The 24,713-nt window shown below is 72.7% G+C and carries 27 protein-coding genes; 18 read left to right on the forward strand and 9 right to left on the reverse strand.

Translation table 11 applies throughout. The annotated features are described in order from the left end of the window. The first annotated feature begins 23 nt into the window (after positions 1–23). The 6 genes from IE99_RS0107780 to IE99_RS0107805 are packed head-to-tail and all read left to right on the forward strand — an operon-like array spanning position 24 to position 5,189. Positions 24–1,034, forward strand: a complete 1,011-nt coding sequence (locus tag IE99_RS0107780; RefSeq protein WP_245623099.1) for an NAD-dependent epimerase/dehydratase family protein — start codon at positions 24–26, stop codon at positions 1,032–1,034. Further along, on the forward strand, positions 1,031–2,230 hold the full coding sequence (locus IE99_RS0107785; protein ID WP_245623100.1) for a glycosyltransferase family 4 protein: 1,200 nt from the start codon (positions 1,031–1,033) through the stop codon (positions 2,228–2,230). Before IE99_RS0107780 ends, IE99_RS0107785 begins: the two co-directional genes overlap by 4 nt. After that, complete coding sequence (locus IE99_RS0107790) at positions 2,217–2,948, forward strand: hypothetical protein (RefSeq protein ID WP_245623101.1); 732 nt, start codon at positions 2,217–2,219, stop codon at positions 2,946–2,948. The genes IE99_RS0107785 and IE99_RS0107790 overlap by 14 nt, the downstream gene beginning before the upstream one ends. After that, positions 2,945–3,298: a hypothetical protein gene (locus IE99_RS0107795; RefSeq protein WP_030165851.1), complete on the forward strand. Its 354-nt coding sequence runs from the start codon at positions 2,945–2,947 to the stop codon at positions 3,296–3,298. The genes IE99_RS0107790 and IE99_RS0107795 overlap by 4 nt, the downstream gene beginning before the upstream one ends. Beyond that, complete coding sequence (locus IE99_RS0107800; RefSeq protein WP_030165853.1) at positions 3,298–4,419, forward strand: glycosyltransferase family 4 protein; 1,122 nt, start codon at positions 3,298–3,300, stop codon at positions 4,417–4,419. Before IE99_RS0107795 ends, IE99_RS0107800 begins: the two co-directional genes overlap by 1 nt. Continuing rightward, positions 4,416–5,189, forward strand: a complete 774-nt coding sequence (locus tag IE99_RS0107805) for a hypothetical protein (protein ID WP_245623102.1) — start codon at positions 4,416–4,418, stop codon at positions 5,187–5,189. The genes IE99_RS0107800 and IE99_RS0107805 overlap by 4 nt, the downstream gene beginning before the upstream one ends. Before the next feature lie 6 nt (positions 5,190–5,195). On the opposite strand, the gene IE99_RS0107810 is transcribed toward IE99_RS0107805, so the two are convergent. Both IE99_RS0107810 and IE99_RS0107815 read right to left on the reverse strand, forming a co-directional pair. Further along, positions 5,196–5,420, reverse strand: coding sequence for a DUF6158 family protein (locus IE99_RS0107810; RefSeq protein ID WP_030165857.1), 225 nt, complete (start codon positions 5,418–5,420; stop codon positions 5,196–5,198). Between the two features lie 63 nt (positions 5,421–5,483). Next, positions 5,484–7,022 (reverse strand): bifunctional phosphatase PAP2/diacylglycerol kinase family protein, encoded by a 1,539-nt coding sequence (locus IE99_RS0107815; protein ID WP_030165859.1) that lies wholly within the window; start codon positions 7,020–7,022, stop codon positions 5,484–5,486. A gap of 209 nt (positions 7,023–7,231) precedes the next feature. Between IE99_RS0107815 and IE99_RS0107820 the strand changes: the two genes are divergently transcribed. The 5 genes from IE99_RS0107820 to IE99_RS0107840 all read left to right on the forward strand — a co-directional run bounded on the left by IE99_RS0107820 (position 7,232) and on the right by IE99_RS0107840 (position 11,231). Then, positions 7,232–8,134, forward strand: coding sequence for an ABC transporter permease (locus IE99_RS0107820; RefSeq protein WP_245623103.1), 903 nt, complete (start codon positions 7,232–7,234; stop codon positions 8,132–8,134). After that, positions 8,127–8,918: an ABC transporter ATP-binding protein gene (locus IE99_RS0107825; RefSeq protein WP_084219351.1), complete on the forward strand. Its 792-nt coding sequence runs from the start codon at positions 8,127–8,129 to the stop codon at positions 8,916–8,918. Before IE99_RS0107820 ends, IE99_RS0107825 begins: the two co-directional genes overlap by 8 nt. A gap of 199 nt (positions 8,919–9,117) precedes the next feature. Continuing rightward, positions 9,118–10,518 carry an ABC transporter substrate-binding protein gene (locus IE99_RS0107830; protein WP_030165864.1) on the forward strand — a complete coding sequence of 467 codons (1,401 nt, stop codon included), beginning with the start codon at positions 9,118–9,120 and terminating at the stop codon, positions 10,516–10,518. Positions 10,519–10,522: 4 nt separating this feature from the next. After that, the gene (locus IE99_RS31720; protein ID WP_157610120.1) at positions 10,523–10,666 is read left to right on the forward strand and encodes a hypothetical protein; all 144 of its coding nucleotides are present in this window, start codon (positions 10,523–10,525) and stop codon (positions 10,664–10,666) included. Positions 10,667–10,709: 43 nt separating this feature from the next. After that, on the forward strand, positions 10,710–11,231 hold the full coding sequence (locus tag IE99_RS0107840) for a YbhB/YbcL family Raf kinase inhibitor-like protein (RefSeq protein WP_030165867.1): 522 nt from the start codon (positions 10,710–10,712) through the stop codon (positions 11,229–11,231). Between the two features lie 45 nt (positions 11,232–11,276). On the opposite strand, the gene IE99_RS0107845 is transcribed toward IE99_RS0107840, so the two are convergent. Next, positions 11,277–12,593: a KamA family radical SAM protein gene (locus IE99_RS0107845; protein WP_030165871.1), complete on the reverse strand. Its 1,317-nt coding sequence runs from the start codon at positions 12,591–12,593 to the stop codon at positions 11,277–11,279. 316 nt (positions 12,594–12,909) lie between these two features. Here IE99_RS0107845 and IE99_RS0107850 point away from each other — a divergent pair, with 316 nt between their 5' ends. From IE99_RS0107850 to argS, 6 genes are all read left to right on the forward strand, one after another. Next, positions 12,910–13,605: a DUF998 domain-containing protein gene (locus IE99_RS0107850; RefSeq protein ID WP_245623104.1), complete on the forward strand. Its 696-nt coding sequence runs from the start codon at positions 12,910–12,912 to the stop codon at positions 13,603–13,605. Continuing rightward, positions 13,602–14,444 (forward strand): alpha/beta fold hydrolase, encoded by an 843-nt coding sequence (locus IE99_RS0107855; protein ID WP_030165887.1) that lies wholly within the window; start codon positions 13,602–13,604, stop codon positions 14,442–14,444. Before IE99_RS0107850 ends, IE99_RS0107855 begins: the two co-directional genes overlap by 4 nt. Next, the gene (locus tag IE99_RS0107860) at positions 14,441–14,797 is read left to right on the forward strand and encodes a hypothetical protein (protein WP_030165890.1); all 357 of its coding nucleotides are present in this window, start codon (positions 14,441–14,443) and stop codon (positions 14,795–14,797) included. The genes IE99_RS0107855 and IE99_RS0107860 overlap by 4 nt, the downstream gene beginning before the upstream one ends. A 54-nt stretch (positions 14,798–14,851) precedes the next feature. Then, positions 14,852–15,256, forward strand: a complete 405-nt coding sequence (locus IE99_RS0107865; RefSeq protein ID WP_051712206.1) for a hypothetical protein — start codon at positions 14,852–14,854, stop codon at positions 15,254–15,256. Between the two features lie 109 nt (positions 15,257–15,365). Further along, a complete protein-coding gene (gene plsX, locus IE99_RS0107870) occupies positions 15,366–16,553 on the forward strand; it encodes a phosphate acyltransferase PlsX (RefSeq protein ID WP_084219352.1) in 1,188 nt (395 codons plus the stop codon). A gap of 63 nt (positions 16,554–16,616) precedes the next feature. Next, on the forward strand, positions 16,617–18,362 hold the full coding sequence (argS, locus tag IE99_RS0107875; protein ID WP_030165899.1) for an arginine--tRNA ligase: 1,746 nt from the start codon (positions 16,617–16,619) through the stop codon (positions 18,360–18,362). Here argS and IE99_RS0107880 read toward each other — a convergent pair whose 3' ends face one another. Beyond that, complete coding sequence (locus tag IE99_RS0107880; RefSeq protein ID WP_030165901.1) at positions 18,363–18,611, reverse strand: DUF2630 family protein; 249 nt, start codon at positions 18,609–18,611, stop codon at positions 18,363–18,365. It abuts the gene before it with no gap. Positions 18,612–18,734: 123 nt separating this feature from the next. On the opposite strand from IE99_RS0107880, the gene IE99_RS31725 reads away from it, so the two are divergent. Next, a complete protein-coding gene (locus IE99_RS31725) occupies positions 18,735–19,799 on the forward strand; it encodes a hypothetical protein (RefSeq protein ID WP_157610122.1) in 1,065 nt (354 codons plus the stop codon). A 70-nt stretch (positions 19,800–19,869) separates the two neighbouring features. Here IE99_RS31725 and IE99_RS0107890 read toward each other — a convergent pair whose 3' ends face one another. The 5 genes from IE99_RS0107890 to IE99_RS0107910 form a co-directional block, all read right to left on the reverse strand. After that, on the reverse strand, positions 19,870–20,724 hold the full coding sequence (locus IE99_RS0107890) for an aldehyde dehydrogenase family protein (RefSeq protein WP_030165907.1): 855 nt from the start codon (positions 20,722–20,724) through the stop codon (positions 19,870–19,872). Then, on the reverse strand, positions 20,717–22,147 hold the full coding sequence (locus IE99_RS0107895) for an aldehyde dehydrogenase family protein (RefSeq protein WP_030165910.1): 1,431 nt from the start codon (positions 22,145–22,147) through the stop codon (positions 20,717–20,719). Before IE99_RS0107895 ends, IE99_RS0107890 begins: the two co-directional genes overlap by 8 nt. A 2-nt stretch (positions 22,148–22,149) precedes the next feature. Next, the gene (deoC, locus tag IE99_RS0107900; protein WP_030165913.1) at positions 22,150–23,079 is read right to left on the reverse strand and encodes a deoxyribose-phosphate aldolase; all 930 of its coding nucleotides are present in this window, start codon (positions 23,077–23,079) and stop codon (positions 22,150–22,152) included. A gap of 100 nt (positions 23,080–23,179) precedes the next feature. Next, entirely contained in the window at positions 23,180–24,169 is a 990-nt protein-coding gene (locus IE99_RS0107905; protein WP_030165916.1) for a hypothetical protein, read from the reverse strand. Continuing rightward, complete coding sequence (locus IE99_RS0107910) at positions 24,166–24,672, reverse strand: SigE family RNA polymerase sigma factor (RefSeq protein WP_030165919.1); 507 nt, start codon at positions 24,670–24,672, stop codon at positions 24,166–24,168. Before IE99_RS0107910 ends, IE99_RS0107905 begins: the two co-directional genes overlap by 4 nt. Positions 24,673–24,713 lie beyond the last annotated feature (41 nt).

A 24,713-nucleotide genomic window follows, 5' to 3' on the forward strand; every position in this document is an offset into this window, starting at 1 on the left:
GGTGATGCCCTAGGGTGCACCCCGTGCGGGTGGTGGTGACGGGGGCGGCGGGATTCATCGGGAGCCACGTGGTCGACGCGCTGTGCAGCGCCGGTCACGAGGTCCTCGCCGTCGACGCGCCCGGACGCTCCCTGGCGCCCGAGGTCGCGTGGCGTACCTGGGCCGCGGTCGCGGCGCGTCCCGGCGTCACGGTCCTGGAGGCCGATCTGGCGGTCGCCGACCTGGCCCCGCTGACCCGCGCCGACACCGTCGCGCATCTCGCGGGGCGTCCCAGCGTCCGCGGGTCCTGGGGCGCGGGGCGGGCGGCGGCGGAGCGCGACAACGTGCTCGCCACGCACCGGCTCCTCGCGGAGTGCGCGCGGCGTCCGGCACGGCGGCGTCCCAAGGTCGTCGTGGCCTCCAGTTCGTCCGTGTACGGGTCGGCGGGTGACAGGCCGAACCGGGAGGGCGATCCGCTCCACCCGGCCAGTCCCTACGCGGTGAGCAAGGTGGAGGTCGAGCGACTCGCCGTGGACGCCGCCCGGAACGGGCTCCGCACGGTCCTGCTGCGGTACTTCTCCGTCTATGGTCCGCGACAGCGCCCCGACATGGCGTTCCACCGGTTCACCGAGGCGGCGCTCGACGGCCGCCCCCTGCCCGTGTTCGGCGACGGCCGCAGGTCGCGGTCCTTCACCCACGTGGCGGACGTCGTGACCGCGACGCTCAGGGCGGTCGCGGAGGAACTGCCGTCCGGGATCGCGGTCAACGTCGGCCATCCCGAGCCCGTCGGCGTGCACGAGGCGATCGGTCTGCTGGCCGGCGTGCTCGGCGTCCGGCCCGAGATCCGCAGGGAGGCCCCCGTGGCCGGGGACGCCGCCAGGACCTGGGCCGACCCGGCGCGCGCGCACCGCCTGCTCGGCTGGACGCCCGCCGTCGACCTCGCCGAGGGGCTGGCCGACCAGATCGCCTGGCACCGCGCCCTGCGGCGCCCGGAGACATCCCGGCCGGAGACATCCCGGCCGGACGCCCGCGAGCGGGAGGTGCGCGTCGGGTGAAGCACCGCGCGGCCTACTTCGCCTTCGACCGCTTCCCCTCCGCCAAGGGGTCGGCGGTGCACATCGCCCAGATGGCGGACGAGCTGTTCGACGTGTTCGGCGGCGGGCTCCTCGGCGTCCTCGGCGGCGGCGACCTGCCCCGCTACCAGCGGGAGGGGACGCGGGAGATCGCGCGGTTCGGCGAGCGGATCCCCAACCTGCTCGACCGGGTCGAGGCGTTCTCCGCCTGGGTCGCCGCCCATCTGGCCCCGCACCGGGAGACGCTGGAGATCTGCCACGTCCGCGACCCCTGGGGCGCGCTTCCCGCCGTGGCGGCCCCCGGCCGCGGGTACCGGGTCGTCTACGAGGTCAACGGGCTGCCGTCGATCGAGATGGGGCACACCTGGCCGCTGGCGTCACCGCGCACGCTGGGCAAGATCCGCGAGCTGGAGCTGTTCTGCCTGGAGCGCAGCGACGCGATCGTGGTCCCGTCGGAGGTCATCGGCGGCAACCTGCGCGGGCTGGGCGTCCCGGCGGAGAAGATCCATCTCGTGCCCAACGGCGCGGAGGTCGGCCCGACGCCGCCCCGCCCGCCGGACGCCCCCGACCGCTACATCGTCTACGTCGGCGCCCTGCAACCGTGGCAGGGCCTCGACGTCCTTCTGCGCGCGTTCGTCCGCCTCCAGGACCTGCCCGGCCTGCGCCTCGTCATCTGCTCGTCGCTGCCCGAGCGGCGCGCGCGCACGGTGCGGCGGCTCGCGGAACGGCTCGGCGTCGCGGAGCGGATCGACTGGCGGTTCGAGCTGCCCCACGCGGACGTCGCGGCCTGGCTCGCGCACGCCGCCGTGTCGGTCGCGCCGCTCACCGGGTGCGCGCGGAACCTGGACCAGGGCTGCGCGCCCCTCAAGGTCGTCGAGTCGATGGCGGCGGGCGTGCCGGTCGTCGCGTCCGACCTTCCGGCGGTGCGGGAGCTGATGACGGACGGGGAGCACGGACGGCTCGTCCCGGCCGACCGCCCGGCGGAGCTGGCGCGGGCCGTACGGATCCTGCTGGAGTATCCGGAGGCGGCCGCGGCGCTCGGGGCGCGGGGCCGCCGCCGGATCGAGGACGACCTGACCTGGGCGCGGTCGCGGGCCGCGCTGGCCGACCTGTACCGGGCGACGGCGTGCCGGGCGGACCGCCCGGCGATTGGTGGTGACACGCATGTTCTGGCGTAGGCAACGGGCGGCCATGGAGCGGTTCCATCCGCTGCACCGGGCGCTGATCGACCAGCGCGGTTTCACGGTGTCGCTGCGCCGCGACGACTGGGAACCGGTCATCCGCAGCCTGGCCGGGCACGGCCTGGAGGTGAAGCGGCGCAAGTGGGCGCCGCCGCCCAGGACGGCGACGGTGCTCGTGCCGCTGGTGCGGGTCCTCACCGCCGACATGCGCCCGGAGGGGGTGCTGTCGGTCGCGGCGGACCTGCGCGGCCCCACGGCACCGGGGAAGGCGACGCCGGAGCAGCAGCTCCCCGTCCGCCATCCGGTCAAGTCCCTGAAGCAGTGGTTCGTCATCGATCCCTGGCTCCGCATGCGGGCCGAGCTGCGGGACGGAAGCGTCCTGGAGTTCCAGGTCACCGACCGGATCCGGCACCGCAAGCTCCGGAAGACCAACCCGCGCGGGAAGATCAAGTTCAAGCGGAAGTCGAAGACGGTGCAGCTGGTGCGGGTGATCCGGCACCTGCCGAAGGGCGCCGCCCACCGCCGTCCGGACACGCCTCCGCCGGCCTGGTTCAGCGTCCGCGTCAAGACCGGCTCCCGGATGGTGATCCGCGCGACCGGCAAGTTCCAGGGCCCCGTCGCCGACCCGGAGCTGACCAAGGCCATCCTGCAGATGACGACGGAGCCGTTCCGGTGGACGCCTCCCGGGACGATCACTCCGAGGAGGAAGCCGTGACCCCCTGTACCGTCACCACCGGGTTCTTCGTGCTCGGCCGCTGCGGGCGCCCGTCCGTCGCGGACTGCCCGCGCTGCCGCCGCCGGGTGTGCGCGGAGCACGCCGATCCGCAGAGCGGCACCTGCCCCGAGTGCGCCGCCGCCCAGGGCTACGGGTCGGACGACCCGCACGACCCGACGTGGATCGTCCGGTACCGGCGCCGGCACTACGAGCAGGCGCACGCGTCCTACCAGGGCGGCTGGACCACCTACGACGACTACGATCGGGGCGCGTTCAACCCCGGCGACGACTGGTCGTACGGAAGCGGCGACTTCGGGGCGGGCGACGACGGCGGGTTCGTGGACAGCTGATGGACCGCGTCCTGTGGATAACGGAGCACTATCCGCCGAGCCGCGGCGGGATGGCCCAGTCGTGCGACCGGATCGTGCGGGGGCTTCGCGGCGCCGGGGTCGAGGTGGACGTCGCGCACCTGACGCGGCGGGACCGGCCGTGGCGGGTGGAGCGCGAACACGGCGGGCGGCTGCTGACCGCCCCGCTGGGCGACGACCCCGAGCACGCCCTGCGCCGCCTCTGGACCACCGTCACCGCCGAGGGTCCCGCGTCCTACGGCCATGTCGCCGGGTTCGGCGGCACGTACTCGATGCTGGCCGCGCCGGTCCTGGCGCGGCTCCTGGACGCGCCCCTCATCACGCTGCTGCGCGGCAACGACATCGACGTCGGGGTGTTCTCGCTCCGGCGGCGCGGCGTGCTCGCCGACGCGCTGCGGGCGTCGGCGCGCGTCTGCGTGGTCGCCCGCTCGCACGCCCCGCTCGTCGCGGCGGTGGCCCCCCGCGCGCCCGTCACGTTCGTGGCGAACAGCGTCGACACCACGCACTGGCGGCTGCTGCCGTCCGAGGAGGCGCAGGGCCGCGCGTGGCGGGCCGCGAACGTCGAACCCGAGCGGCGCACCATCGGGCTCATCGGGCAGCTCAAGAGCAAGAAGGGCATCGGGTTCTTCCTGGACGCGCTCGCCGCCTCCGGGCATGTCGAGACGTTCCACCTGGTGCTCATCGGCGAGGTGGAGGACGACGTCACCGCGTGGCTCGCCGCGCGCGACGGCGCCGTCCGGTACTCCCGGCTGCCGTTCCTGGACCGGTACGACCTTCCCGCGCGCTACGCGAGCTGCGATCTCGTGGCCCTGCCGTCCTTCTACGACGGGATGCCGAACGTCGCGCTCGAGGCCGCGGCCCTGGGCGTCCCCCTCCTCGCCTCGGACGCGGGCGGCCTCGCCGACGTCGCCGACGACGCGATCGGGTTCACGTTCCGGGCGGGCGACGCGCACGGCTGCCGGGAGGCGATCGACCGGGCCGCCCGGGTGGACGACGACGCGCTCGGCAAGCTCGGCGCCGCCGCCGCCGAGCGCATCGCGCGCGACTTCACACCCGCCGCCGAGACCGCCGGCTACCTGCGGGTCCTCGCCGAGACGCGGTGACTCGGGACGTGATCGCCTGCTACGCGCGTGGGGGCGGCCTCGGCCACCTCACCCGGCTCCGCGCCGCCCTGCACACGCTGCGACCGGACGGCGAGGTCGTGATCGTGTCGGACTCGCCGTTCGCCGCGCGCGCCGCGGGCGGGCTCCCCGTCGTCCCGTCGCTGGACGGCCTGCGTCCGCGCGAGATCGTCGTGGACGCGTTCCCGGCGGGGCTGAAGGGTGAACTGACCCGTCCACCCGCCGGGACGCGTGTGACGCATCTGGCGCGTTCCCTTCGCTGGGACGCCTACCGCCCGCTGCTGCCCGCCGACCCGCCCCGCTTCGACCGGACGTTCCTCCTCGAACCCCTCCAGGCCGGGCACGAGTCGTACCTTCGGGCGATGTCGGACGAGGTCGTCCCGCTCACCCTCATCGACCCGCCGGCGGAGCCCCTGGACGTGCCCGGGTGGCTCATCGTCCACAGCGGGCCGGACGAGGAGACGCGCCAGCTCGTCTCGTACGCGCGCGACATGGCGGCCATGGAGGGCGTGGACCCGCCGCTGACCCTGATAGCGCCGCGACGGCCGAGCGGCGTCCCGGACGAGGTGGCCCACAGGGACGTGTACCCGGTCGGCCCGCCCGGCCCGCGGGTGGAGCGGATCGTCACGGCGGGCGGCTTCAACGCCGTGCGGCAGTACGCGCCCTGGCGGCGCATCCACCGCGTCCTGCCGTTCCCCCGCACCCTGGACGACCAGTTCGCGCGCGCCGCCCGCGCCAAGGGAACCGCCTAAGTCGGGTCAGCGCGCGCGGGCGCCCTCCCGCATCCGGTTGGGGTCGATCTCCCTGCCGGGCCGCCTTCGCAGGTACTCCGCCTCCATCTGGTTCATCCGGCGCGTGTGCTCGCCGTACGCCTGGTCCGGGGCGTGCCGCAGGGCCTCGAGCCGTGTCTCGTACAGGTGCCCGAGCTCGCGGAACAGATCCTCGTCGCTGAGCGCACTGGGCGCGACTCCCGTCTCAGTCATCTGCCCTACTCCCTCCGGCGGCACTGGCCGGATCGTCCTGCGCGGTCGATGGCGCGGGGTCCCCTACCCGGTGGCCGACCTGTGAACCGCGGGGCAGAACACCGCGAGGGCGCGCGTCCGCTTGCCGATCCGCACGCCCGCGGGCTGCGACGTCACCTCTCCGTCCCGGGCCAGGCGGAATCCGCCCGCCGGGGCGACGAGCTCCAGCCCGCCCGCCTCCCACGCCCGGTAGCCGGGCGTTATGTGGAGGTGGCCCACCATGATCGCCGCGAGGGCGCGGAGCCGGGGGGCCCGCCGCCCGGTGGCGATCACCCGGATGTCGAGGCGCCCGTCGTCGAGGCGCTCCCGCCAGGTCGGCGCGGCGCCCCGGGACCCGTAGACGCAGTTGCCGATGAACGCGAGCCATACCCGGCGGCGCCGCCCGTCCATGACCATCTCGACGGGTTCGGAGTGCCGGAGCGTGCGGACGGCCGCCACCATCAGCGCGGGCCATTTCCCGAGCCGGCCCTGGAGGCGCTCCCGCCGCAGGACCAGTTCCGGGTAGGCGCCGATGCTGGCCGTGTTGAGGAAGACCTCCTCGTCCCCGCCGCTCGCGACGGAGGCGACGTAGCCCACGTCCACGTGCCCGAGGCTCCCCTCCCGGTACGCGGCGATCGCGTCGGTCGCGGTCTCGACGCCCACCGCACGGGCGAAATGGTCGAACGTCCCACCGGGCAGGACGAGGAGGGGGACGTGCCGGTCGATCGCGGCGCGCGCGGCCGCGTTCACCGTGCCGTCCCCGCCGACGACCGCGAGGACCTCGGCCCGCTCCGCAGCCTCCGCGAACACCTTGCGGGCGTCGTTCCCCGGCTCCAGCCGGACGATCTCGGCGGCGGGCAGCTCGCGCTCCAGCGCCACCAGGGCGAGCTCCGTGCCCGCCGGCAGGAGGCTGTCCTCGGAGGCGCCCGAGCCGGGGTTCACGACCGCCACGACGCCGCGTCCGTCCGGGCTGGTCTCGACCTCCACATCCTGGGCGCGCGGCACGCAGGCCACAGGGGGACGCGCGGGCCACACCACGCGCGTGCCCACCGCGGCCAGGGCGCCCAGCCCGAGCCCGGCGAGGACGTCGCCCGGGTAGTGCGCGCCCGTGTACACCCGGGCGAACGCCACCGCGGCGGCCGTCGCGGCGATCGGGGCGGCCACGGCCCGGGGCGCCTCCAGCGCGACGCCCGTCGCGAACGCCGCGGCGGACGCCGAATGCCCGGACGGGAAGGCGTGGGACGTCGGCAGCTTCCACCGGATCCGCATCGGCGGCACCAGGTCGACGACCGGCCGCCGGCGCCGGAACGCCTGCTTGCCGATGATGTTCACGCCGGGGCTGGCGATCGCGATCGCGACCGCGCCGCGCAGGGCGCCGCGCCGCAGCCGGGCCCGCCGGCTCAGCCCCAGCACCCCCGCCGTGGTGAACCACAGGACGCCGTGATCGGCGAACCGGGACAGCCGCGGCAGAACGTACTCCAGACCGGGGAGGTGAGCGGCCGCGACCCGGTCGAACGCCCACCGGTCGAGCCGGCCGAGGCGCCGCAGGAGCGGGGCCCCACCTTGAGGAGAACGTTCCCACACGGACGGTGACCTTCCATGATTGGCGCGCATGGGCGGGGTATCCCCAGAGGGGACGACATGATTCCGTAAAGATCTCAAAACGGGGGTCACATGCGGGCGAACGTCACGCGGGGCCTGGGGACTGCAATAGGCTTCGCGACATGAGTCACCCGGAACGGCTCGGTTCCTCGGGTGGCGAGTCGGTCGGGACGATCGCGGGGCCTCCTCACGTGAGCGAAACGCTGGCCGACTACGCCGCACGGCATGGGCTGAAGCAGAGCGCCGCGCGTCCTCCCCTGCGCAAGTACATCCAGGACGTATGGGCCCGGCGCAACTTCATCTGGGCGTTCGCGTCCGCCAAGAACATCTCGATGTACACCGACTCGCGTCTCGGACAGGTCTGGCAGCTGCTGACCCCGATCCTGAACGTCGCGGTCTACTACCTGATCTTCGGTGTGCTGCTGAACACCAGCCGCGGCATCCCCGACTTCATCCCCTTCCTGGTGACCGGCGTGTTCATGTTCGGCTTCACGCAGCGGTCGATCCAGTCGGGCTCCAAGTCGGTCGGCGACAACCTGTCGCTGATCCGGGCCCTGTACTTCCCCCGGGCCACGCTGCCGCTGGCCATCGCGGTCGTGGAGCTCCAGCAGCTCCTGACGTCGCTGATCGTGCTGATGGCGATCATCTTCGCGTTCGGCGAGCCGCTCACCTTCAACATGCTGCTGTTCCTGCCGATCCTGGTCCTGCAGCTGATGTTCAACATCGGGGCGAGCCTGGTGGTCGCCCGGCTGGGCGCGTTCAACCGCGACATCACCCAGCTGCTGCCGTTCATCATGCGCACCTGGCTGTACGCCTCCGGCGTCATCTTCAGCCTGCCGACGCTGATGGGCCCCGGCTCCAAGCTCGCCCAGTACCCCTGGGCCGCGGACCTGCTCCAGATGAACCCCGCGTACGTGTACATCGAGCTGAGCCGGCACGTCCTGCTCGGCAAGTACAGCGACTACGTGGAGAACACCCTGAACATGCAGCACGTCGGCCAGCTCTGGCTGTACGCGGTGATCTGGTCGGTGGTCGCTCTCGTGGGCGGTTTCCTGTTCTTCTTCCGTGCCGAGGAGCGTTACGGACGTGGCTGACACCAAGGTCCGCAAGGCCGTCGAGATCGACCCGAACCGCGAGCCCATCGTGGTCGTGGACGACCTGCACATCATCTACCGGGTGTACGGCGCGGGCGGGAAGGGCAACGCCGCCAGCGCGTTCTCCCGCGTCCTGCGGCGCGAGAGCCGCCCCTCGATGACCGAGGTCCACGCCATCAAGGGCCTGTCGTTCGTCGTCTACCGGGGCGAGGCCGTCGGCATCATCGGGACGAACGGCTCCGGCAAGTCGACCCTGCTGAAGGCCATCGCCGGCCTGCTGCCCCCGCACAGCGGCGGCGTCTACACCGACGGCCAGCCGTCCCTGCTCGGCGTCAACGCGGCCCTCATGAAGGACCTCACGGGCGAGCGCAACATCGTCCTCGGGTGCCTCGCGATGGGCATGACCCCGGCCGAGACCAAGGCGAAGTACCAGGAGATCGTCGACTTCGCCGGGCTGAAGAAGGGCTTCATCCAGTACCCGATGCGGACGTACTCGTCCGGCATGGGGGCGCGGCTCCGGTTCGCGATCGCCGCCGCGAAGACCCACGACGTCCTGCTGATCGACGAGGCGCTCGCCACCGGCGACGCCAAGTTCAAGGTCAAGAGCAAGCGGCGGATCGAGGAGCTGCGCAAGGAGGCGGGCGCGGTCTTCCTCGTCGCCCACCAGCTCGACGTCGTGAAGGAGACCTGCGACCGGGTCATCTGGATCGACGACGGCATGATGCACATGGACGGCCCGGCCGACGAGGTCGTCGCCGCCTACATCGAGGCCACCGGCAAGTAGTTCCCCGGCCCGGTGATCCCGGGCCGACCGACGACCGTGGCGCCCCCGTGGCGCCGCGGTCGTCTCGCGTTGTACCCCGCTGTGACCTCCTTCGCCCGGAGTTGCGGATGAGGTTGGTGTTACCCCGCAGGCTCTGGGTGGGCCGCGTCCCCCGATCTACCGTCGTAGGTGACCCCTTCATCGGCGAGGGAGAGCTCCCATGGCGGACCACCTCAGCAGGCGCGGCTTCCTGTCCTCGACGGCGCTCGCCGCGGGCGCCTACGGCCTCCTGGCGGGCTGCGCCAGCGAGACGACCGGGCCGCAGGCGAAGAACACCGGGAACGCGCCGAAGGAGGTGCACACCGTCCCCACGCGAAAGCTGAGCGGCTCTCTCAGCATCCTCATGTGGAGCCACTTCGTCCCCAGGCACGACACGTGGTTCGACCGGTTCGTCGCGGACTGGGGCGAGAAGGTCGGGGTCGACGTCCGGGTCGACCACATCAACACGGTGGACATCCCGCGCCGGGCCGCCTCCGAGATCCAGGCCGGGCGCGGGCACGACCTCATCCAGCACATCGCCCCGTTCTCGCAGTACGAGCCGTCCGTCCTGGACATGAGCGACGTCGTCCAGGAGGCGACCCGCCGGTGGGGGCAGCAGCTGGAGCTGTGCCGCAGGTCGAGCTACAACCCCAACACCCGGCGGTTCTACGCCTACTGTCCGGGCTGGGCGCCCGGCCCGGGCGACTACCGCAGGTCGATGTGGCAGGAGGTCGGCTTCCCGAACGGGCCCGCGAGCTGGGACGACCTGCTGCGGGGCGCGTCCGAGATCAAACGGACGACCGGCGTCCCCTGCGGGATCGGCCTGTCCCCCGAGACCGACTCCAACATGGCCGCGCGGGCGCTCCTGTGGTCGTACGGCGCGTCCGAGCAGGACGAGAACGAGCGCGTCGTCATCAACTCGGACGCCGCGGTCGCCGCCGTCGAGTTCATGACCCGGCTGTGGAAGGGCGCCGAGACCGAAGAGGTGTTCTCGTGGGTCCCGGCGTCCAACGACCAGGCCCTCATCGCGGGCAGGTCGTCGTTCATCCTGAACTCCATCTCCGCCTGGCGGACCGCGATGGGCACCAGCCGCTCCATCGGTGACGACATCTTCTTCAGCCCCGCCCTGCGCGGCCCGAAGGCGGCGATGGCGGCGCAGCACGTCATCCAGCAGTGGGTCGTCCCCAAGCACGCCGGGAACGCGGACGCCGCGAAGGAGTTCCTGCTCCACTACACGGCGAACCTCCCGGCCGTGACGTACCACTCGGAGCTGTACGACCTGCCGGGCTGGCCGTCACTCGTCCCGCAGCTCAACGGCTGGTTCGACGACGACCCGTTCGGCGCGCGGCCGGCGGACAAGCTGAGCCTGCTGAAGACGGCGGCGTCGTGGAGCGCGAACATCGGCTACCCGGGGCCGTCGAACCCGGCGATCGGCGAGGTCTTCAGCACGAACGTGCTGCCCACGATGTTCGGGCGGGCCGCGCGCGGCCAGGTGTCCGCGAAACAGGCCGTCGCCGACGCGGAGAAGCAGATCGACAAGATCTTCCGCGACTGGCGCGACCGCGGCCTCGTGGGCGGCTAGCGGCATGCGGACGGTCGAGGTGAAGGGGCTCGTCTGGCAGTCCCTCCAGGCCGCGACGGTCATCACCGCGGTGCCGAGCGCGTTCCTGTTCAACCTGTTCCTCGACCGGTTCGTCACGGGCCTCACGATGGGGGCCGTCAAGACCTGATAGACGTGGGAGGGACACGAGATCCCTTGACGAGGAGGTCGTCATGGCCGGTAGGCCGCCGCTCCCCCACGAGTTCCTTCCCGAGGTCCCGTCGTTCACGGTGACCAGCGACGACATCGCCGACGGCGGGCGCCTGCCCGAGGCGCACGTGTTCGACGACTGGGGCTTTCGCGGCGGGAACCGCTCGCCGCACCTGCGCTGGTCCGGTTTCCCGGACGAGACGAAGGGCTTCGCGGTCACCTGCTTCGACCCCGACGCCCCCACCGGCAGCGGCTGGTGGCACTGGGTGCTGTTGGACATCCCGGCGGACGTGCGGGAACTCGCGACGGGCGCCGGCACGGAGGACTCCAAGGCCGGCGTCCACGTCCGCAACGACTACGGCGTCGCGGCGTACGGCGGTGCGGCCCCGCCGCCCGGCGCGCCGCACCGGTACGTGTTCACCGTCCACGCCCTGGACGTCGAGACCCTCGGCGTCGACGGCGACGCGACCCCCGCCATCGCGGGCTTCAACATCACCTCGCACACCCTCGCCCGCGCCTCGCTCGTCGCGGAGTACGAGAGCTGACCGCGTTCCGCCGGGCCGCGGCGGCGGCCGCGACCCGGCGTCCGGTCACCGCTCGAAGGGGAAGCGGTCGGTGAAGGCGGGTTCCAGGTCGTCCAGCCAGACGGCCTCGGGGTCGTACTTGGCGAAGAAGGGCTTGCCCACGAGGTCCGCGTCGCGGCACTGGATGAAGTGCAGGGCGAAGACCTTCTCGCCGAACAGGTCGACGACACCGTCCACGCAGACCTTGCCCGGTGTCGCGGACATGGAGGGGCCGCGGACCGTGCGGGACAGGCCCGAGACGTTCTTGTAGGCGTCGCGGAAGATGTCGTAGGCGCGGGCCAGGGGAACGGCGAAGTAGTCCTGCGGTCCCGTGTCACGCTCCACGAACATGTAGTAGGGGACGAGGCCCATGCGGGTCTGCGTCCGCCACATCGACTCCCAGACCTTGGCGTCGTCGTTGATGGTGCGGATGAGGGGCGCCTGGGTGCGGATGACGGCGCCGGTGTCGCGGATGCGGCGGCACGCCTCGGTGACCATGAGGGGTTCGAGTTCGCGCGGGTGGGTGAAGTGCGCCATGAAGGCGAGGTTCTTGCCGGACGCGACGACCTCCTCGAACAGCCGGAGCATGGCGTCGGCGTCGGGGTCGGTGACGAACTTCTGCGGCCAGTAGGCCAGGGACTTCGTGCCGATTCGGATGGATTCGAGCTGGTCGAGTTCCAGGAGCGGCTCGATGTAGCGGCGCAGGACCGGCTCACCCATGATCATCGCGTCGCCGCCGGTGAACAGAACGCTGGTCACCTCGGGGTGCGAGATCAGGTAGTCGCGCAGCCGGCCGGGGTCGTCGCCGGCCATCTTCAGGTCGGCCTCGCCGACGAACTGGGCCCAGCGGAAGCAGTACGTGCAGTAGGCGTGGCACGTCTGTCCCTGCTTGGGGAAGTACAGGACGGTCTCGTCGTACTTGTGCTGCATCCCGGGGATCCGGCCGTCGCCGAAGCTCGGGATGTTGAGCTCCATCTGGCCCGCCGGGTGCGGGTTGAGCTTCATCCGGACGGCGTGGGCGACCGCCTCGACCTCGGCCTTCGGAGCGTCGCGGCGGAGGAGGTCACTGAGTTTCGCGACGTCCTCGGCGGGGAGCATGTCCTCCTGCGGGAACACCAGGCGGTAGATCGGGTCGTCCGGGGCGGCCGACCAGTCGATGAGCTCCTCGATGACGTACGCGTTCGTCCGGAACGGCAGGACCGTGGCGACCGCCCGGGTCGCGAGCCGCTGGTCGGGCGACAGGCCCGCGCGGGCGGTGAGCTCGTCGAGGTGCTTCGCCGTGAAGGCGCGGAACTTGCGACCCGAGGATCGCACTGCGGGAGCCGCGTCGTTCACCAGTGTCACGTGTTGGTACTCCTTGAAGTCGGCGGGGGAGACGGACCCCGGCATCACGGACAGTGATCACAGAGCCCAGAAACACCCCCATTGAACAGTTTTGGGACGGTACATGCAGAATTGATACCCGCTCCCCCGACTGAAGATGCTGGTCAAGGACGATCTACGCAAACCAACACGACATCATCGTGGAGCGGACGGCCCGTGCACAATGATTACGTCCTGTCAGCTCGTCTCCGCGCCGCGCGCCCGATGAGCGGTCTGCGTCACATCCGGCCCTAAGGTCCGAAATACTGGCGGGCACGGGCCGGGCCGAGGGGGCGGTGTGGAGTCTGTCGACGCGCGGGGGCCGGGGGTCGCGCCCCGCCCTCTGATCGTATTCGCGTTCCTCGCGGCGGTCTCGTACGCGACGTTCCTGCTGGAGCATTTCCTCAGCCCCGATCTGGACGTCATCAACGGTTATGTGAGCGAACTCTCGGCCTCCGACCAGCCGTTCCACCTCGTCTACAGCGGCGGCGACCTCGTCACCGGCGTCCTGTCGATCACCGTGGCGGCGGGGATGCTGGCGCGCCTCCCCCGGCGGCCGCTCGCGACGGCGGGCTGGACGTTCCTCGCCCTGTTCGGGGTGTGCGCGATCGGCGACGCCGTCTTCCCGCTGGACTGCGCGCCGTCCCTGGAGACGCGGTGCGCGCTGAAGGAGCGTTCCGGGACCCTGAGCTTCTCCCACGGATTCCACGCCGTGACGAGCAGCTCGGTGATCGTCTGCGGCGTGGCGGCGCTGTTCACGCTGTCGCTGGCGGCGCGCCGGTACGGGTGGTGGCCCGCGCTGGCGCGGTGGGGATGGCCGCTCGCGCTGACCGAGGCGGTGTTCGCGCTGAGCACGCTGGTCGCGATGTACGCGGGGCGGTGGCTGGGCATCCTCCAGCGCGTCCAGATCGCCATCCTGTGCGCCGGGCTGCTGACCATCGCGTGGGCACTGCACACCGGCCGGCGGGCCGCCGCGGAGAGGACGGCGTCATGATCGTCAATGTGGGGCGCGAGCAGGTGCACCTGGTCGAGTCCGGGCCCGCGGGCGGTCCCCCGCTGCTGCTGAGCACCGGGCTCGGCGGGGCGTGGTTCGACTGGACGCCCGTGGTCCGCCTGCTGGAGGGCGCGTACCGCGTCATGGTGTTCGACCGTCCGGGCCTCGGCCTCAGCCCGGCGGCGCAAAGGCCGCCGAGCCTGCGCCGCGACGTCGGAACCATGGCGGTGCTGGCGGAGCGGGCCGGACGGCCGGTGACCCTCCTCGCGCACTCGATGGCCGCGTTCCCGGCCGAGGCGCTGGCGCGGCTGCGGCCCGACCTCGTCCGCGGCCTGGTCCTGGTCGACCCGAGCTGCGAGCGCGACCCGCGCGTGCTCGTCCGGAAGGCCGCCGCGCTCACCCCGCTCGCCACCGCGTTCGGCGCGCTGCTCGACGCGACGCGGCTGGCGCGCATGCTGGGGCCGCTGGGGCGGCGCCTGGTGCTCGCGCGGACGACCACGCGGGACGAGCCCGTCCCGGCGAAGACCGTCCGGGCGGTGTACGGGCGCGGAACGGTCCTCGGCACCGTCCTCGCGGAGAACCTGGCGTACCGGGAGATGGCCGTCGATCTCGCCCGGCTGCGGGAGCGGCGGCGGTTCCCCGCGATCCCGCTGGCGGTGCTGACCGCGCTCGGGAACGCTCCGGACTCGCGCCGGGCGAGGAGCTGGGCGGAGGCCCACGCGGAACTCGCCGGGATGAGCCCGCACGGGAGCCGGGCGGAGCTGCCCGGCTGCCTGCACATGGTCTCGCTCGATCGTCCGGACGCCGTCGCCGACGCGGTCGCCGAGGTCTGCCCATGAGACGCGCGGCGATGGCCTGCCTGGCCGCCCTCCTCGTCCTCACGCTGCCGGGCTGCAAGGTGATGCAGAGGATCTCCGAGGGCGCGTACCGCAACGCGGTCGCGGACGGCGCGGTCGCCGAGCTGCGGGAACGCGGCTTCGACGTCCCCGAGCGCCCCGACTGCACCGTCCGCGCGTCCGGGACCGACCTCGTCCGCGTGAACTGCACCGGGAGGACGGGAACCGGACGGCCCGTCACGGTCGAGGGCATCGCCCGCGACGCCGGGGCCGAGCATCCCCGCGAGACGTACGTGATCGCGGTCGACGGGCGGGAGGTGCTCCGCCAGGACTGCCTCGGCCTCGGCTGCCGCTGACATCTGACCAGGTCAGCGGGTTTGTAGGGGCATGCCGTCGGTGAGGAAAGCGGTGTGGAGATCACTCGCACCAAGGGCCTGGCCGCAGGCGCCGCCGGGCTGCTCGCCCTGGCCGCCGCGAGCGCGGGCGCGGCCTACCTGGCCCTGTCCGACGGGGACGAACTGCGCTACCGGACGCAGGCGGCGCTGCGCGGCGCGCTGCCCACCACCGCCGCCGCCGAGCTGCACGACCGGGGCGTCCGCCTGCGGACCGCGCTGACGTGCACCGACCTGCCCGGCCTGACCGCCGGCAGGCTCGGCGCGACGTGCACCGGCGTGACCGAGGACGACCGGCCGGTTCAGGTCCTCGGCACCGGCGACCTCGAGACCGACCGCAGCTTCTACACGATCCTCGTGGCCGGTGAGCCGCTCGTCGAGAACGCCGGGTGCCTGGGGGCCGACTGCCACCGCGACGAGTGAGGACCACCACTCCGGCCGGGCGCGCGCGAGGCAGGGGGACGGACCGCCTACGATGCGATGAGCTGCGTTCTTGCGGCGCACCTCGTCCTTCCACCCTCCTGGAGCCGCCATGCCCGGCCCTGGCGAGCCGTCGCGCCCGGCGCCGGTCCGCCGCCCCGTCCCGGTGCGCCAACCCGCGCGCCCGCTGCCGGTCGCGGTCGACACGATGGGCGGCGACAACGCCCCCGAGGAGATCATCGCGGGCGCGGTGGAGGCGATCCGCCTGCACGGCGTCCGGCTGGTGCTGGTGGGGCGGGCGTCGCGGATCCGGCGGGAGCTGGAGCGGCACGACTTCATGGGGAAGGTCCCGATCGTCCACGCGGACGAGGCGCTCGACATGGGCGAGGGCGCGCTCGCGAGCTGGCGCAAGCCCCGCTCGTCGATCGCGATCGCCTGCCATCTGATCAAGCAGGGGCGGGCGTCGGCGCTGGTGTCGGCGGGCACGACGGCGGGCGTGGTCGCGACGTCCCGGCTGAGGCTGAAGAGCCAGCAGGGCGTGCTGCGGCCGGCGATCGCGGTGACGCTTCCGACGCGTCCGCATCCGACGATCCTGCTGGACGCCGGGGCGACCGCGGACGTGAAGCCGGAGGGCCTCGTCCAGTTCGCGGCGCTCGGCACCGCGTGCGCGCAGATCCTGCTGGGACGCGACCGCCCCCGGGTCGGGCTCCTGTCGATCGGGGCCGAGGCGGGCAAGGGCAACAAGCTGGCCAGGCGCGCCCACGAGCTGCTGGCGAGCGGCCACCACGGCATCGAGTTCGCGGGGAACGTCGAGGGGCACGACCTCCTGCAAGGCGCGGTGGACGTCATCGTCACCGACGGCTTCACCGGCAACGTCGCCCTCAAGACGATGGAGGGCACGGTCCGGACGGCGTTCTCCGAGATCCGCGCCGCCATGACGTCCAGCGCCACGGCGCGGATGGGCGCGCTGCTCCAGCGGAGGCGGCTGCAGGAGCTCCGCCACCGCCTCGACCCCGACACCTACGGCGGCGGCGTCCTGCTCGGCCTGAACGGGACGGTGGTGATCGCGCACGGCGCCTCGCACGCGCGCGCGATCACCTCGGCGTGCCTGCTCGCCCACCAGCTCGCCGAGGGGCGGATCGTGGAGCGCATCCGCGAGCAGGTCGCGCTGACCCGGACGTCCCGCTTCGGCCGCTGGACGCACGGCGAGCGCGACGACCGGCCCGCCGAGCCCGCGGAGCGGCCGGGACCGGGCGCCCCCGCCGTCCCCGAGCACGACGAGGCGCCCGGCGTGCCGTGACGCACCCTCCGCGACGGGCGAATATGTGCCGGTCCGGCGCCCCGGCGCCGATAGCCTTGGAGCATGCCCGATCCGCAGCTCGTTCTCGCCGCCCGCGTCCAGGCCGCGCTCAGCGCCGCCTTCGGACCGTCGTACGCGGACGCCGACCCGGTCATCCGGCCGTCGCAGTTCGCCGACCTCCAGGCCAATGTGGCGCTGCCGCTGGCCAAGAGGCTGGGCCGCAAGCCGCGCGACGTGGCCGATGAGATCGCCGCGCGCCTCGACACCGCCGATGTGATCGCGAACGTCGAGGTCAGCGGCCCGGGGTTCCTGAACCTGACGCTCAGCGACGCGTGGATCGCGGGCGAGGCGCAGAACGCCCTGGAGGACGCGCGGCTCGGCATCCCCGAGACCGCGGCGCCGCAGCGGGTCGTCGTCGAGTACTCCTCCCCCAACGTGGCGAAGGAGATGCACGTCGGGCATCTGCGGACCACGATCGTCGGCGACGCCATCGCCCGCATCCTCGGCTTCCTCGGGCACGAGGTCGTCCGGGACAACCACGTCGGCGACTGGGGCACCCCGTTCGGCATGCTGATCGAGCACCTGCTCGACCTCGGCGAGGACGCCGCCGCGCGCGACGACTCGTCCGTCTCCGACCTCACCGCCTTCTACCAGGCCGCCCGGCAGAAGTTCGACGCCGACGAGGCGTTCGCCGACCGGTCCCGGCGGCGGGTCGTGGCGCTCCAGGCGGGCGACCCGGAGACGCTGCGCCTCTGGCAGATCCTCGTGGACGTGTCCAAGCGGTACTTCAACCTCGTCTACCGGCAGCTCGGCGTCACCCTCACCGACGACGACATCAAGGGCGAGAGCTTCTACAACGACATGCTCGCCCCGACCGTCCGGGAGCTGGAGGACAAGGGCATCGCGGTCGTCAGCGAGGGCGCCCTGTGCGCGTTCCCGCCCGGCTTCACCGGCCGCGAGGGCGAGCCGCTGCCGATGATCATCCGGAAGAGCGACGGCGGCTACAACTACTCCACCACCGACCTCGCCACGATCCGGTACCGGGTCGACACCGAGCGCGTCGACCGGATGGTCTACGTGGTCGGGGCGCCGCAGGCGCTGCACTTCCAGATGGTGTTCGCGGTCGCCCGGATGGCGGGCTGGCTGAGCGACGACGTCCAGGCCGAGCACGCCAAGATCGGCAACGTCCTCGGCACCGACGGCAAGATCCTCAAGACGCGGGCGGGCGGCACCGTCAAGCTCGCCGAACTGCTCGAGGAGGCCGTCGAGCGGGCCGGGGCCGTGTTCGACGAGATCCAGCGGGACGAGCCGCTCGACGACGCGACGCGCGCCGCGATCGTCCGGGACGTCGGGATCGGCGCCGTCAAGTACGCCGACCTGTCGGTCGCGCTCGACAGCGAGTACGTCTTCGACTTCGACCGGATGATCACCTTCAACGGCAAGACCGGCCCGTACCTGCAGTACGCGGCGGCGCGGATCCGGTCCATCTTCCGCAAGGGCGGGCTCGCCCCGGAGGACGCGGCGGGGCCGATCGTCCTCACCGAGCCGGCCGAGCGGGCGCTCGCGCTGCAGCTCCTCGGGTTCGGCTCGGTGCTGGAGCAGGCCGCGGCCGCCGCCGAGCCGCACAAGCTCGCGACGTACGTCTACGCGGTCGCCGACGCCTACACGACGTTCCACGAGAACTGCCCGGTGCTGAAGGCGCCCGACGAGGCCGCCAGGGCGTCCCGGCTGGCTCTGTGCGCGGTGACGCTCCGCACCCTGGAGACCGGCCTGCACCTGCTGGGCGTGCCGACCCCCGAGCGCATGTAGCTACTGCAGGTAGCCCTCGACCTGCTCCGCCGGGCGGACCTCCGACACCTCTTCGGGGTCCTGGCCCGCGTCCCGCTTGGCGCGGCGGCGGCGGAGCAGGTCCCAGCACTGGTCGAGCTCCACCTCGAGCTCGTGGAGCCGGCGCTGCTCGTCCGCCCGCCCGAGTCCGCCCTGCCTGTGCAGGTCCCGGAGCCGCTGCTCCTCGTCGACGACCACCTGGATGCGGTCCAGGATGTCCTTCTCGTCCATACGGTCCTCCGTCCGGGCCGGGCCGCTCCGCGGCGAAGCCCCCCTCCCCTCGATCGGGGCAGGGGCTCCGCGCCGGACGCGCCCGGCGGTCAGCTCTCGCGGCGCGCGTCGCTCGTCAGGCCCGTGAGGAACCCGCCGTCGGTGCTCGTCGAGTGCTGGAGCGATTCGGTCGCGCTCCTCGCCATCGGGGACGGCGCGGGCGGCGTCGAGGAGATCGCGGCCTCCGCGGTCCCCTTCCCCGCGCCCGCGGCCGCCTTGGCCCGCGTTCCCGTCGCCTTCCGCGCGCCCGTCGCGGCCTTGGCGGCGCGCGGCCGGGTCGTCGCGGCCTTCGGTTTCGCCGCGGCCTTCGTGGTGCGGCTCGTCCCGGACCGCGCGGCGGACGCCGCCGGCTTCGCGGCCGCGGCGCTCTTGCCCGCGGCGCTCTTGCGCGCCGTACCCGACTTGGCCGTGCTCCTGGCCGTGCCCGACTTCGCCGTGCCCGACCTCGACGCGGCCGACTTCGCCGTGCTCGACCTGGTCGTGCCGCTCTTGGCGGTGCTCGCCCTGGCCGTGGCCGGCCTGGACCGGCCGGCCGCGGCCGACGTCGTCTTGCGCGCCGTCCCCGACCTCGAGGTCGTGCCGCTCTTCTTCGCGGTCGTCCTCGACCGGGCCGTGGACGACGCGGCGCGGGTCGTCGCGCCCGCCTTGTCCGCGGTCGTCTTGATGGCCTTGGCGGCGGAGTCCATCGCCTTCGCCGCGTCCGCCATCGCCTTGGTCGCGGTCGTCATGGCCTTGTTCATGGCCGTCATGGCCTTGGCCGACGTGGACGCCTTCGTCGCGACCGACTTCATCTGCGTCGCGGCGGCCTTCGCCTGGCTCGCGGCCTTGGTGACGCGGGCCGACGCGGCCGACGTGGTGCGGCTCGACGCCGACCGCGCGGACGCGGTGCGGCTCGCCGGTTTCCTCGCGGCCGACGTGCGGGACGACGACGTCTTCGTCCCGGACCGGCTCGCCGACATCCGGGCCGTGGTGGTCCCGGACGTCGACCGCCTGGCCGCCGAGGTCTTCGTCTTGGCCGCGCTCGACCGGGTGGCCGGCTTCTTCGCGGCGGTGGACTTCTTCACTGGTGTGCTCTTCGCCCGTGCGGCCGTGCTGCGGCCGGACGCGGTGCGAGATGCGGTCTTGGTAGGCACTGATCTCCCCCCGTGATGATCAGTCTCATCTGGGGAGATCTATTCCACAGTTCGTGATGCTCTACACACAGTCCGTGATTTCCGTGTCAGACGCCCACCGGATGCCAGACCGTCTTGGTCTCCAGGAAGGCGGTCATCCGGGCGGTTCCGGGCTCGTCCGCCCAGTCGATGTCCCCCGGCCGGACGACCCGCTTCAGGTTCCCCGCGGCGGCCTCCTCGAGCGCCGCGACGGCATCGGCGCCGACCCCGGCGAGGTCGAGCGCGTTCACGTCCATGTGCGACGCGAGCCACGGCGCGAGCTCCGCGCGCCGACCCGTGAGGATGTTGACGACCCCGCCCGGCAGGTCGGACGTGGCGAGCACCTCCGCGAGCGTGACGGCCGGCAGCGGCGCCGGCTCGGACGCGACGACGACCGCCGTGTTGCCCGACACGATCGCGGGCGCCACGACCGACACGAGGCCGAGCAGCGGCGAGTCCGGCGCGACGACCGCGACGACGCCCGTCGGCTCCGGCGTCGAGAAGTTGAAGAACGGCCCCGACACCGGGTTCGCGGACCCGGCGACGGCGGCGAGCTTGTCCGCCCACCCCGCGTACCAGACCCACCGGTCGATGGCCGCGTCCACCTGCGCGACGGCCTGCGGCTTCGTGACGCCCGTCTGGCGGAGCTCGTCCACGAACTGGGCGGCGCGCCCCTCCAGCACCTCGGCGACCCTGTAGAGGATCTGGCCGCGGTTGTAGGCGGTGCGGCCGGACCAGCCGCCGAACGCCTTGCGGGCGGCCGTCACGGCGTCACGGGCGTCCTTGCGGGACGCGTGGGAGGCGTTGGCCACGAACCGGCCCTTCGCATCGGTCACCACGTACGACCTGCCCGACTCCGAGCGCGGGAACGCGCCCCCGATGAACAGCTTGTAGGTCTTGCGGACCGCGAGACGGTCAGACATCGAGGTACGCCTCCAATCCGTGGCGCCCGCCCTCACGGCCGAACCCCGATTCCTTGTAGCCGCCGAACGGGGAGGCCGGGTCGAACTTGTTGAACGTGTTGGCCCACACGACCCCCGCGCGGAGCCGCTCCGCCGTCCACAGCATGCGGGAGCCCTTCTCCGTCCAGATCCCGGCGGACAGCCCGTACGGCGTGTTGTTGGCCTTGGCGACGGCCTCGTCCGGCGTGCGGAACGTCAGCGCCGACAGCACCGGCCCGAAGATCTCCTCCTGGACGACGCGGTGCGACTGCGAGACGCCCGTGAACACCGTCGGGGCGAACCAGAAACCGCGCTCCGGCAGCTCGCACGGCGGCGACCACCGCTCGGCGCCCTCCTGTTCGCCCACCGCCGCCAGCGCCCGGATCCGCTCCAGCTGCTCGGCCGAGTTGATCGCGCCGACGTCGGTGTTCTTGTCGAGCGGGTCCCCGATCCGCAGCGTCGCCATCCGCGCCTTCAGCCGGTCGAGCAGCTCGTCCGCGATGGTCTCCTGGACGAGCAGCCGCGACCCGGCGCAGCAGACGTGCCCCTGGTTGAAGAAGATCCCGTTGACGATGCCCTCGACGGCCTGGTCGAGCGGCGCGTCGTCGTAGACGATGTTCGCGGCCTTGCCGCCGAGCTCCAGCGTCAGCTTCTTGCCCGTGCCCGCCGCGCTCCGCGCGATCAGCCGTCCGACCTCGGTGGACCCGGTGAACGCGACCTTGCCGACGCCCTCGTGCTCCACGAGCAGCCGGCCGGTGTCGCCCGCGCCCGTCACGATGTTCACGACGCCGGGCGGCAGGTCGGCCTGCCGGCAGATGTCGGCGAACAGCAGCGCGGTCAGCGGCGTCGTCTCCGCCGGCTTGAGCACCACGGTGTTGCCGCAGGCCAGCGCGGGGGCGATCTTCCAGGCCAGCATCAGCAGCGGGAAGTTCCACGGGATGACCTGCCCCGCGACCCCGATCGGCCGCGGGTCCGCGCCGAACCCGGCGTGGCCGAGCTTGTCGGCCCATCCGGCGTGGTAGAAGAAGTGCGCCGCGGCGAGCGGGACGTCCACGTCCCGGGACTCGCGGATCGGCTTGCCGTTGTCGATCGACTCCAGCACCGCGAGCTCCCGCGCCCGCTCCTGGAGGATCCGCGCGATCCGGTACAGGTACTTGGCGCGCTCCCGGCCGGGCATCGGGCCCCAGACCTTGTCGAACGCGGTGCGGGCCGCCTTCACGGCGCGGTCGACGTCCGCCGCGTTCGCGGTGGCGATCTCCGCCAGCACGGTCTCGTCGGCCGGATTGATCGACTTGAACGGGTCGCCGTGCCCGTCGGTGAACTCGCCGCCGATGAACAGCCCGTAGGACGCGCGGATGTCGACGACGTCCCGCGACTCGGGCGCGGGCGCGTACTCAAAGACCATGGTCAGTCCTGCGAGAAGTAGTCGGGACCGGAGTAGACCCCGGTGGTGAGCTTGCGGCGCTGCATCAGCAGGTCGTTCAGCAGGCTGGACGCGCCCAGCCGGAACCACTCCGGCGTCAGCCAGTCCGGGCCCGCCGTCTCGTTCACGAGCACCAGATACTTGATCGCGTCCTTGGTCGTGCGGATGCCGCCGGCCGGCTTCACGCCGACCTGCCGCCCGGTCTCCGCCCGGAAGTCGCGGACCGCTTCCAGCATCACGAGCGTCACCGGCAGCGTCGCGGCGGGCGACACCTTGCCCGTGGACGTCTTGATGAAGTCGGCGCCGGCGCGCATCGCCAGCCAGGACGCCCGCCGCACGTTGTCGAGCGTGACCAGCTCGCCCGTCTCCAGGATGACCTTCAGGTGGGCGTCACCGCAGGCGTCCTTGACCGCGACGATCTCCTCGTACACCTTGAGCAGGTCCCCGGACAGGAACGCGCCGCGGTCGATCACCATGTCGATCTCGGACGCCCCGGCCTCGACGGCCGCCCGCGTGTCCACCAGCTTCGCCTCGAGCGGCGCCCGTCCGGACGGGAACGCCGTCGCCACGCTCGCGACCCCGATGCCCGTCCCCTTGAGCGCCTCGACCGCCACGTCCACCCGGTCGGGGTAGACGCAGACGGCCGCGACCCTGGGCACGCCCGCGTCCAGCGGATCGGGCCGGGCGGCCTTGGCGCACAGCGCCCGCACCTTCCCCGGCGTGTCGGCGCCCTCCAGCGTGGTCAGGTCGACCATCGAGATCGCCAGGTCGATCGCCTCGGCCTTCGCGGACGTCTTGATCGACCGGGTGGCCAGCCGCGCGGCCCGCTCCCCCGCCCCGACCTCGTCCACACCCGGCAGGCGGTGCAGGAACGCGCGCAGCTCGGCGGCGCTGATCACAGTCTCCGTTGACACGTCACCAGCATCACCCATGAGCGGGCATTTGGACAAAACGGCCGCGTCCCGTTTCGGTCACGTCCCCGTCATCGACCTGCGAAGACGCCCGTCCCACCGATCAGCCGAGGGGGCGGGCCGCCCACCGCCCCGGCGTGCCGGGGAGCACCGTCGTCCGGTCGAAGAGTCCTCGCGCGCCCCCCTTCGCCTTCACCAGGGGAACGGCGTCCCCCGTGGCCGTGAAGCCCACGAGGAATCCGCCCTTGGCGCCCTGGTGCGTGTCGCCCTTGAACGCTCCATCGGGGGGAACGAACGTGCCGCCTCTGACGGGCCGATGCAATGTGATGGACAGCCCGCCCTGTTTTCCGCTCTTGGGGATCAGGTACATGGAGACCGACGGCTTCTCGCTGAGGACGGCTCGCTTCACCGTGAAGCCCGCCGGGAACCCCCTGATGTGCAGCGGGAACTCCACCGGCCGGTCGGCGAACCTTGTCGCGGACGCGATGCGGTAAACCATGCCGGACGTGACCGGCCGGCGGTCGGTGATCGCGAGGACCGCCCAGCGCCCCGGCCGGAACTCCCACCGGAACTCCGCCGGGACCTGCTCCGAGCCGCGCTCGCCGGGCTTGACCGTCCAGTACGCCGGACGTCCGTTCACCGGAGCGGCCGGGGTGCGGCGCCCCTCCCGCCCCCCGGGCAGGCGCCCGATGCCGGGCTCGGCACGGTGGACGCTCAGTTCGATCCCCACCGTCGGAGAGTCGACCCGGGTGGCCAGCACCGAGAAGGTCCGGGCACCCTGATCATCCCGGATCCACAGGCTTTCCCTGTAGCCGTCCGGAAGCCACCCGAACGTGGCCTGGGCGACCAGGGGCTCCGCGTAGGACGGCGCCGCGGACGCGATGCCGGCCCCGCGCTCGGTGTCCGGTCCGGGAAGGACCACGGCTCCGACCCCGACGGCGCCCGCCAGCACGGCCCCGACGGCCGTCCCCGTCCTGGTCCGGCGGATGCGGCGGATGCGGCGGCCCCTCACGGCCGCCGCTGCGATGTCGACCCTCGGGGCCGGCCCGGCGGTGCCGGCGATGCGCTCCAGTTCGTCCTTGATGGTGTTCATGCCCGGCTCTCCCCTTGATGCTCGACCGGCCGCAGGGTGCGGCGCAGCGCGGCCAGGCCGCGCGCGGACTGGCTCTTGACGGTTCCGGTGGAGCAGTTCAGGGCGTCCGCCGTCTGCTCGACGGACAGATCGCAGTAGAAGCGCAGCACCACGACCGCGCGCTGCCGGGGCGGCAGGGCGGCCAGCGCCGCCCGCAGGTCCAGGTCGGCGAGTTCGTCGCTGACAGCCGCGTCCGGCGTGTCCCGGACGACCCGGACCCGCCGCCGCCACCCGCCCCGCTGCTCGGCCAGGTACACGCGCACGAGGACAGTCCGGGCGTACCCGTCGAGGTTGTCGGCCGCCGAAGCCCGCCGCCAGTGCACGTACAGGCGCGTGATGGCGGTCTGCACCAGGTCGTCGGCGCGGTGCCAGTCCTGGCACAGCAGGTAAGCGACGCGCCGCAGCCAGCTCAGCCGGCCCGACACGTACGCGGTGAACTCCTCGTCACGCCCCGGCTTCGCCATGCTCGCCCTTTGCTCCACACCCCCCTGATGCGCCCGGAGCC

This window comes from Spirillospora albida (assembly GCF_000718255.1).
Lineage (GTDB): Bacteria > Actinomycetota > Actinomycetes > Streptosporangiales > Streptosporangiaceae > Spirillospora > Spirillospora albida.

Bases quoted from the DNA above. Each gene is read 5' to 3' on its own strand.
- IE99_RS0107890 (WP_030165907.1), bottom strand. From the start codon at position 20,724: ATGTCTGACCGTCTCGCGGTCCGCAAGACCTACAAGCTGTTCATCGGG.
- argS (WP_030165899.1), top strand. From the start codon at position 16,617: ATGCCCGATCCGCAGCTCGTTCTCGCCGCCCGCGTCCAGGCCGCGCTC.
- IE99_RS0107790 (WP_245623101.1), top strand. From the start codon at position 2,217: ATGTTCTGGCGTAGGCAACGGGCGGCCATGGAGCGGTTCCATCCGCTG.
- IE99_RS0107855 (WP_030165887.1), top strand. From the start codon at position 13,602: ATGATCGTCAATGTGGGGCGCGAGCAGGTGCACCTGGTCGAGTCCGGG.
- IE99_RS0107910 (WP_030165919.1), bottom strand. From the start codon at position 24,672: ATGGCGAAGCCGGGGCGTGACGAGGAGTTCACCGCGTACGTGTCGGGC.
- IE99_RS0107840 (WP_030165867.1), top strand. From the start codon at position 10,710: ATGGCCGGTAGGCCGCCGCTCCCCCACGAGTTCCTTCCCGAGGTCCCG.
- IE99_RS0107830 (WP_030165864.1), top strand. From the start codon at position 9,118: ATGGCGGACCACCTCAGCAGGCGCGGCTTCCTGTCCTCGACGGCGCTC.
- plsX (WP_084219352.1), top strand. From the start codon at position 15,366: ATGCCCGGCCCTGGCGAGCCGTCGCGCCCGGCGCCGGTCCGCCGCCCC.
- IE99_RS0107905 (WP_030165916.1), bottom strand. From the start codon at position 24,169: ATGAACACCATCAAGGACGAACTGGAGCGCATCGCCGGCACCGCCGGG.
- IE99_RS0107880 (WP_030165901.1), bottom strand. From the start codon at position 18,611: ATGGACGAGAAGGACATCCTGGACCGCATCCAGGTGGTCGTCGACGAG.
- IE99_RS0107800 (WP_030165853.1), top strand. From the start codon at position 3,298: ATGGACCGCGTCCTGTGGATAACGGAGCACTATCCGCCGAGCCGCGGC.
- IE99_RS0107895 (WP_030165910.1), bottom strand. From the start codon at position 22,147: ATGGTCTTTGAGTACGCGCCCGCGCCCGAGTCGCGGGACGTCGTCGAC.
- IE99_RS0107860 (WP_030165890.1), top strand. From the start codon at position 14,441: ATGAGACGCGCGGCGATGGCCTGCCTGGCCGCCCTCCTCGTCCTCACG.
- IE99_RS0107810 (WP_030165857.1), bottom strand. From the start codon at position 5,420: ATGACTGAGACGGGAGTCGCGCCCAGTGCGCTCAGCGACGAGGATCTG.
- IE99_RS31720 (WP_157610120.1), top strand. From the start codon at position 10,523: ATGCGGACGGTCGAGGTGAAGGGGCTCGTCTGGCAGTCCCTCCAGGCC.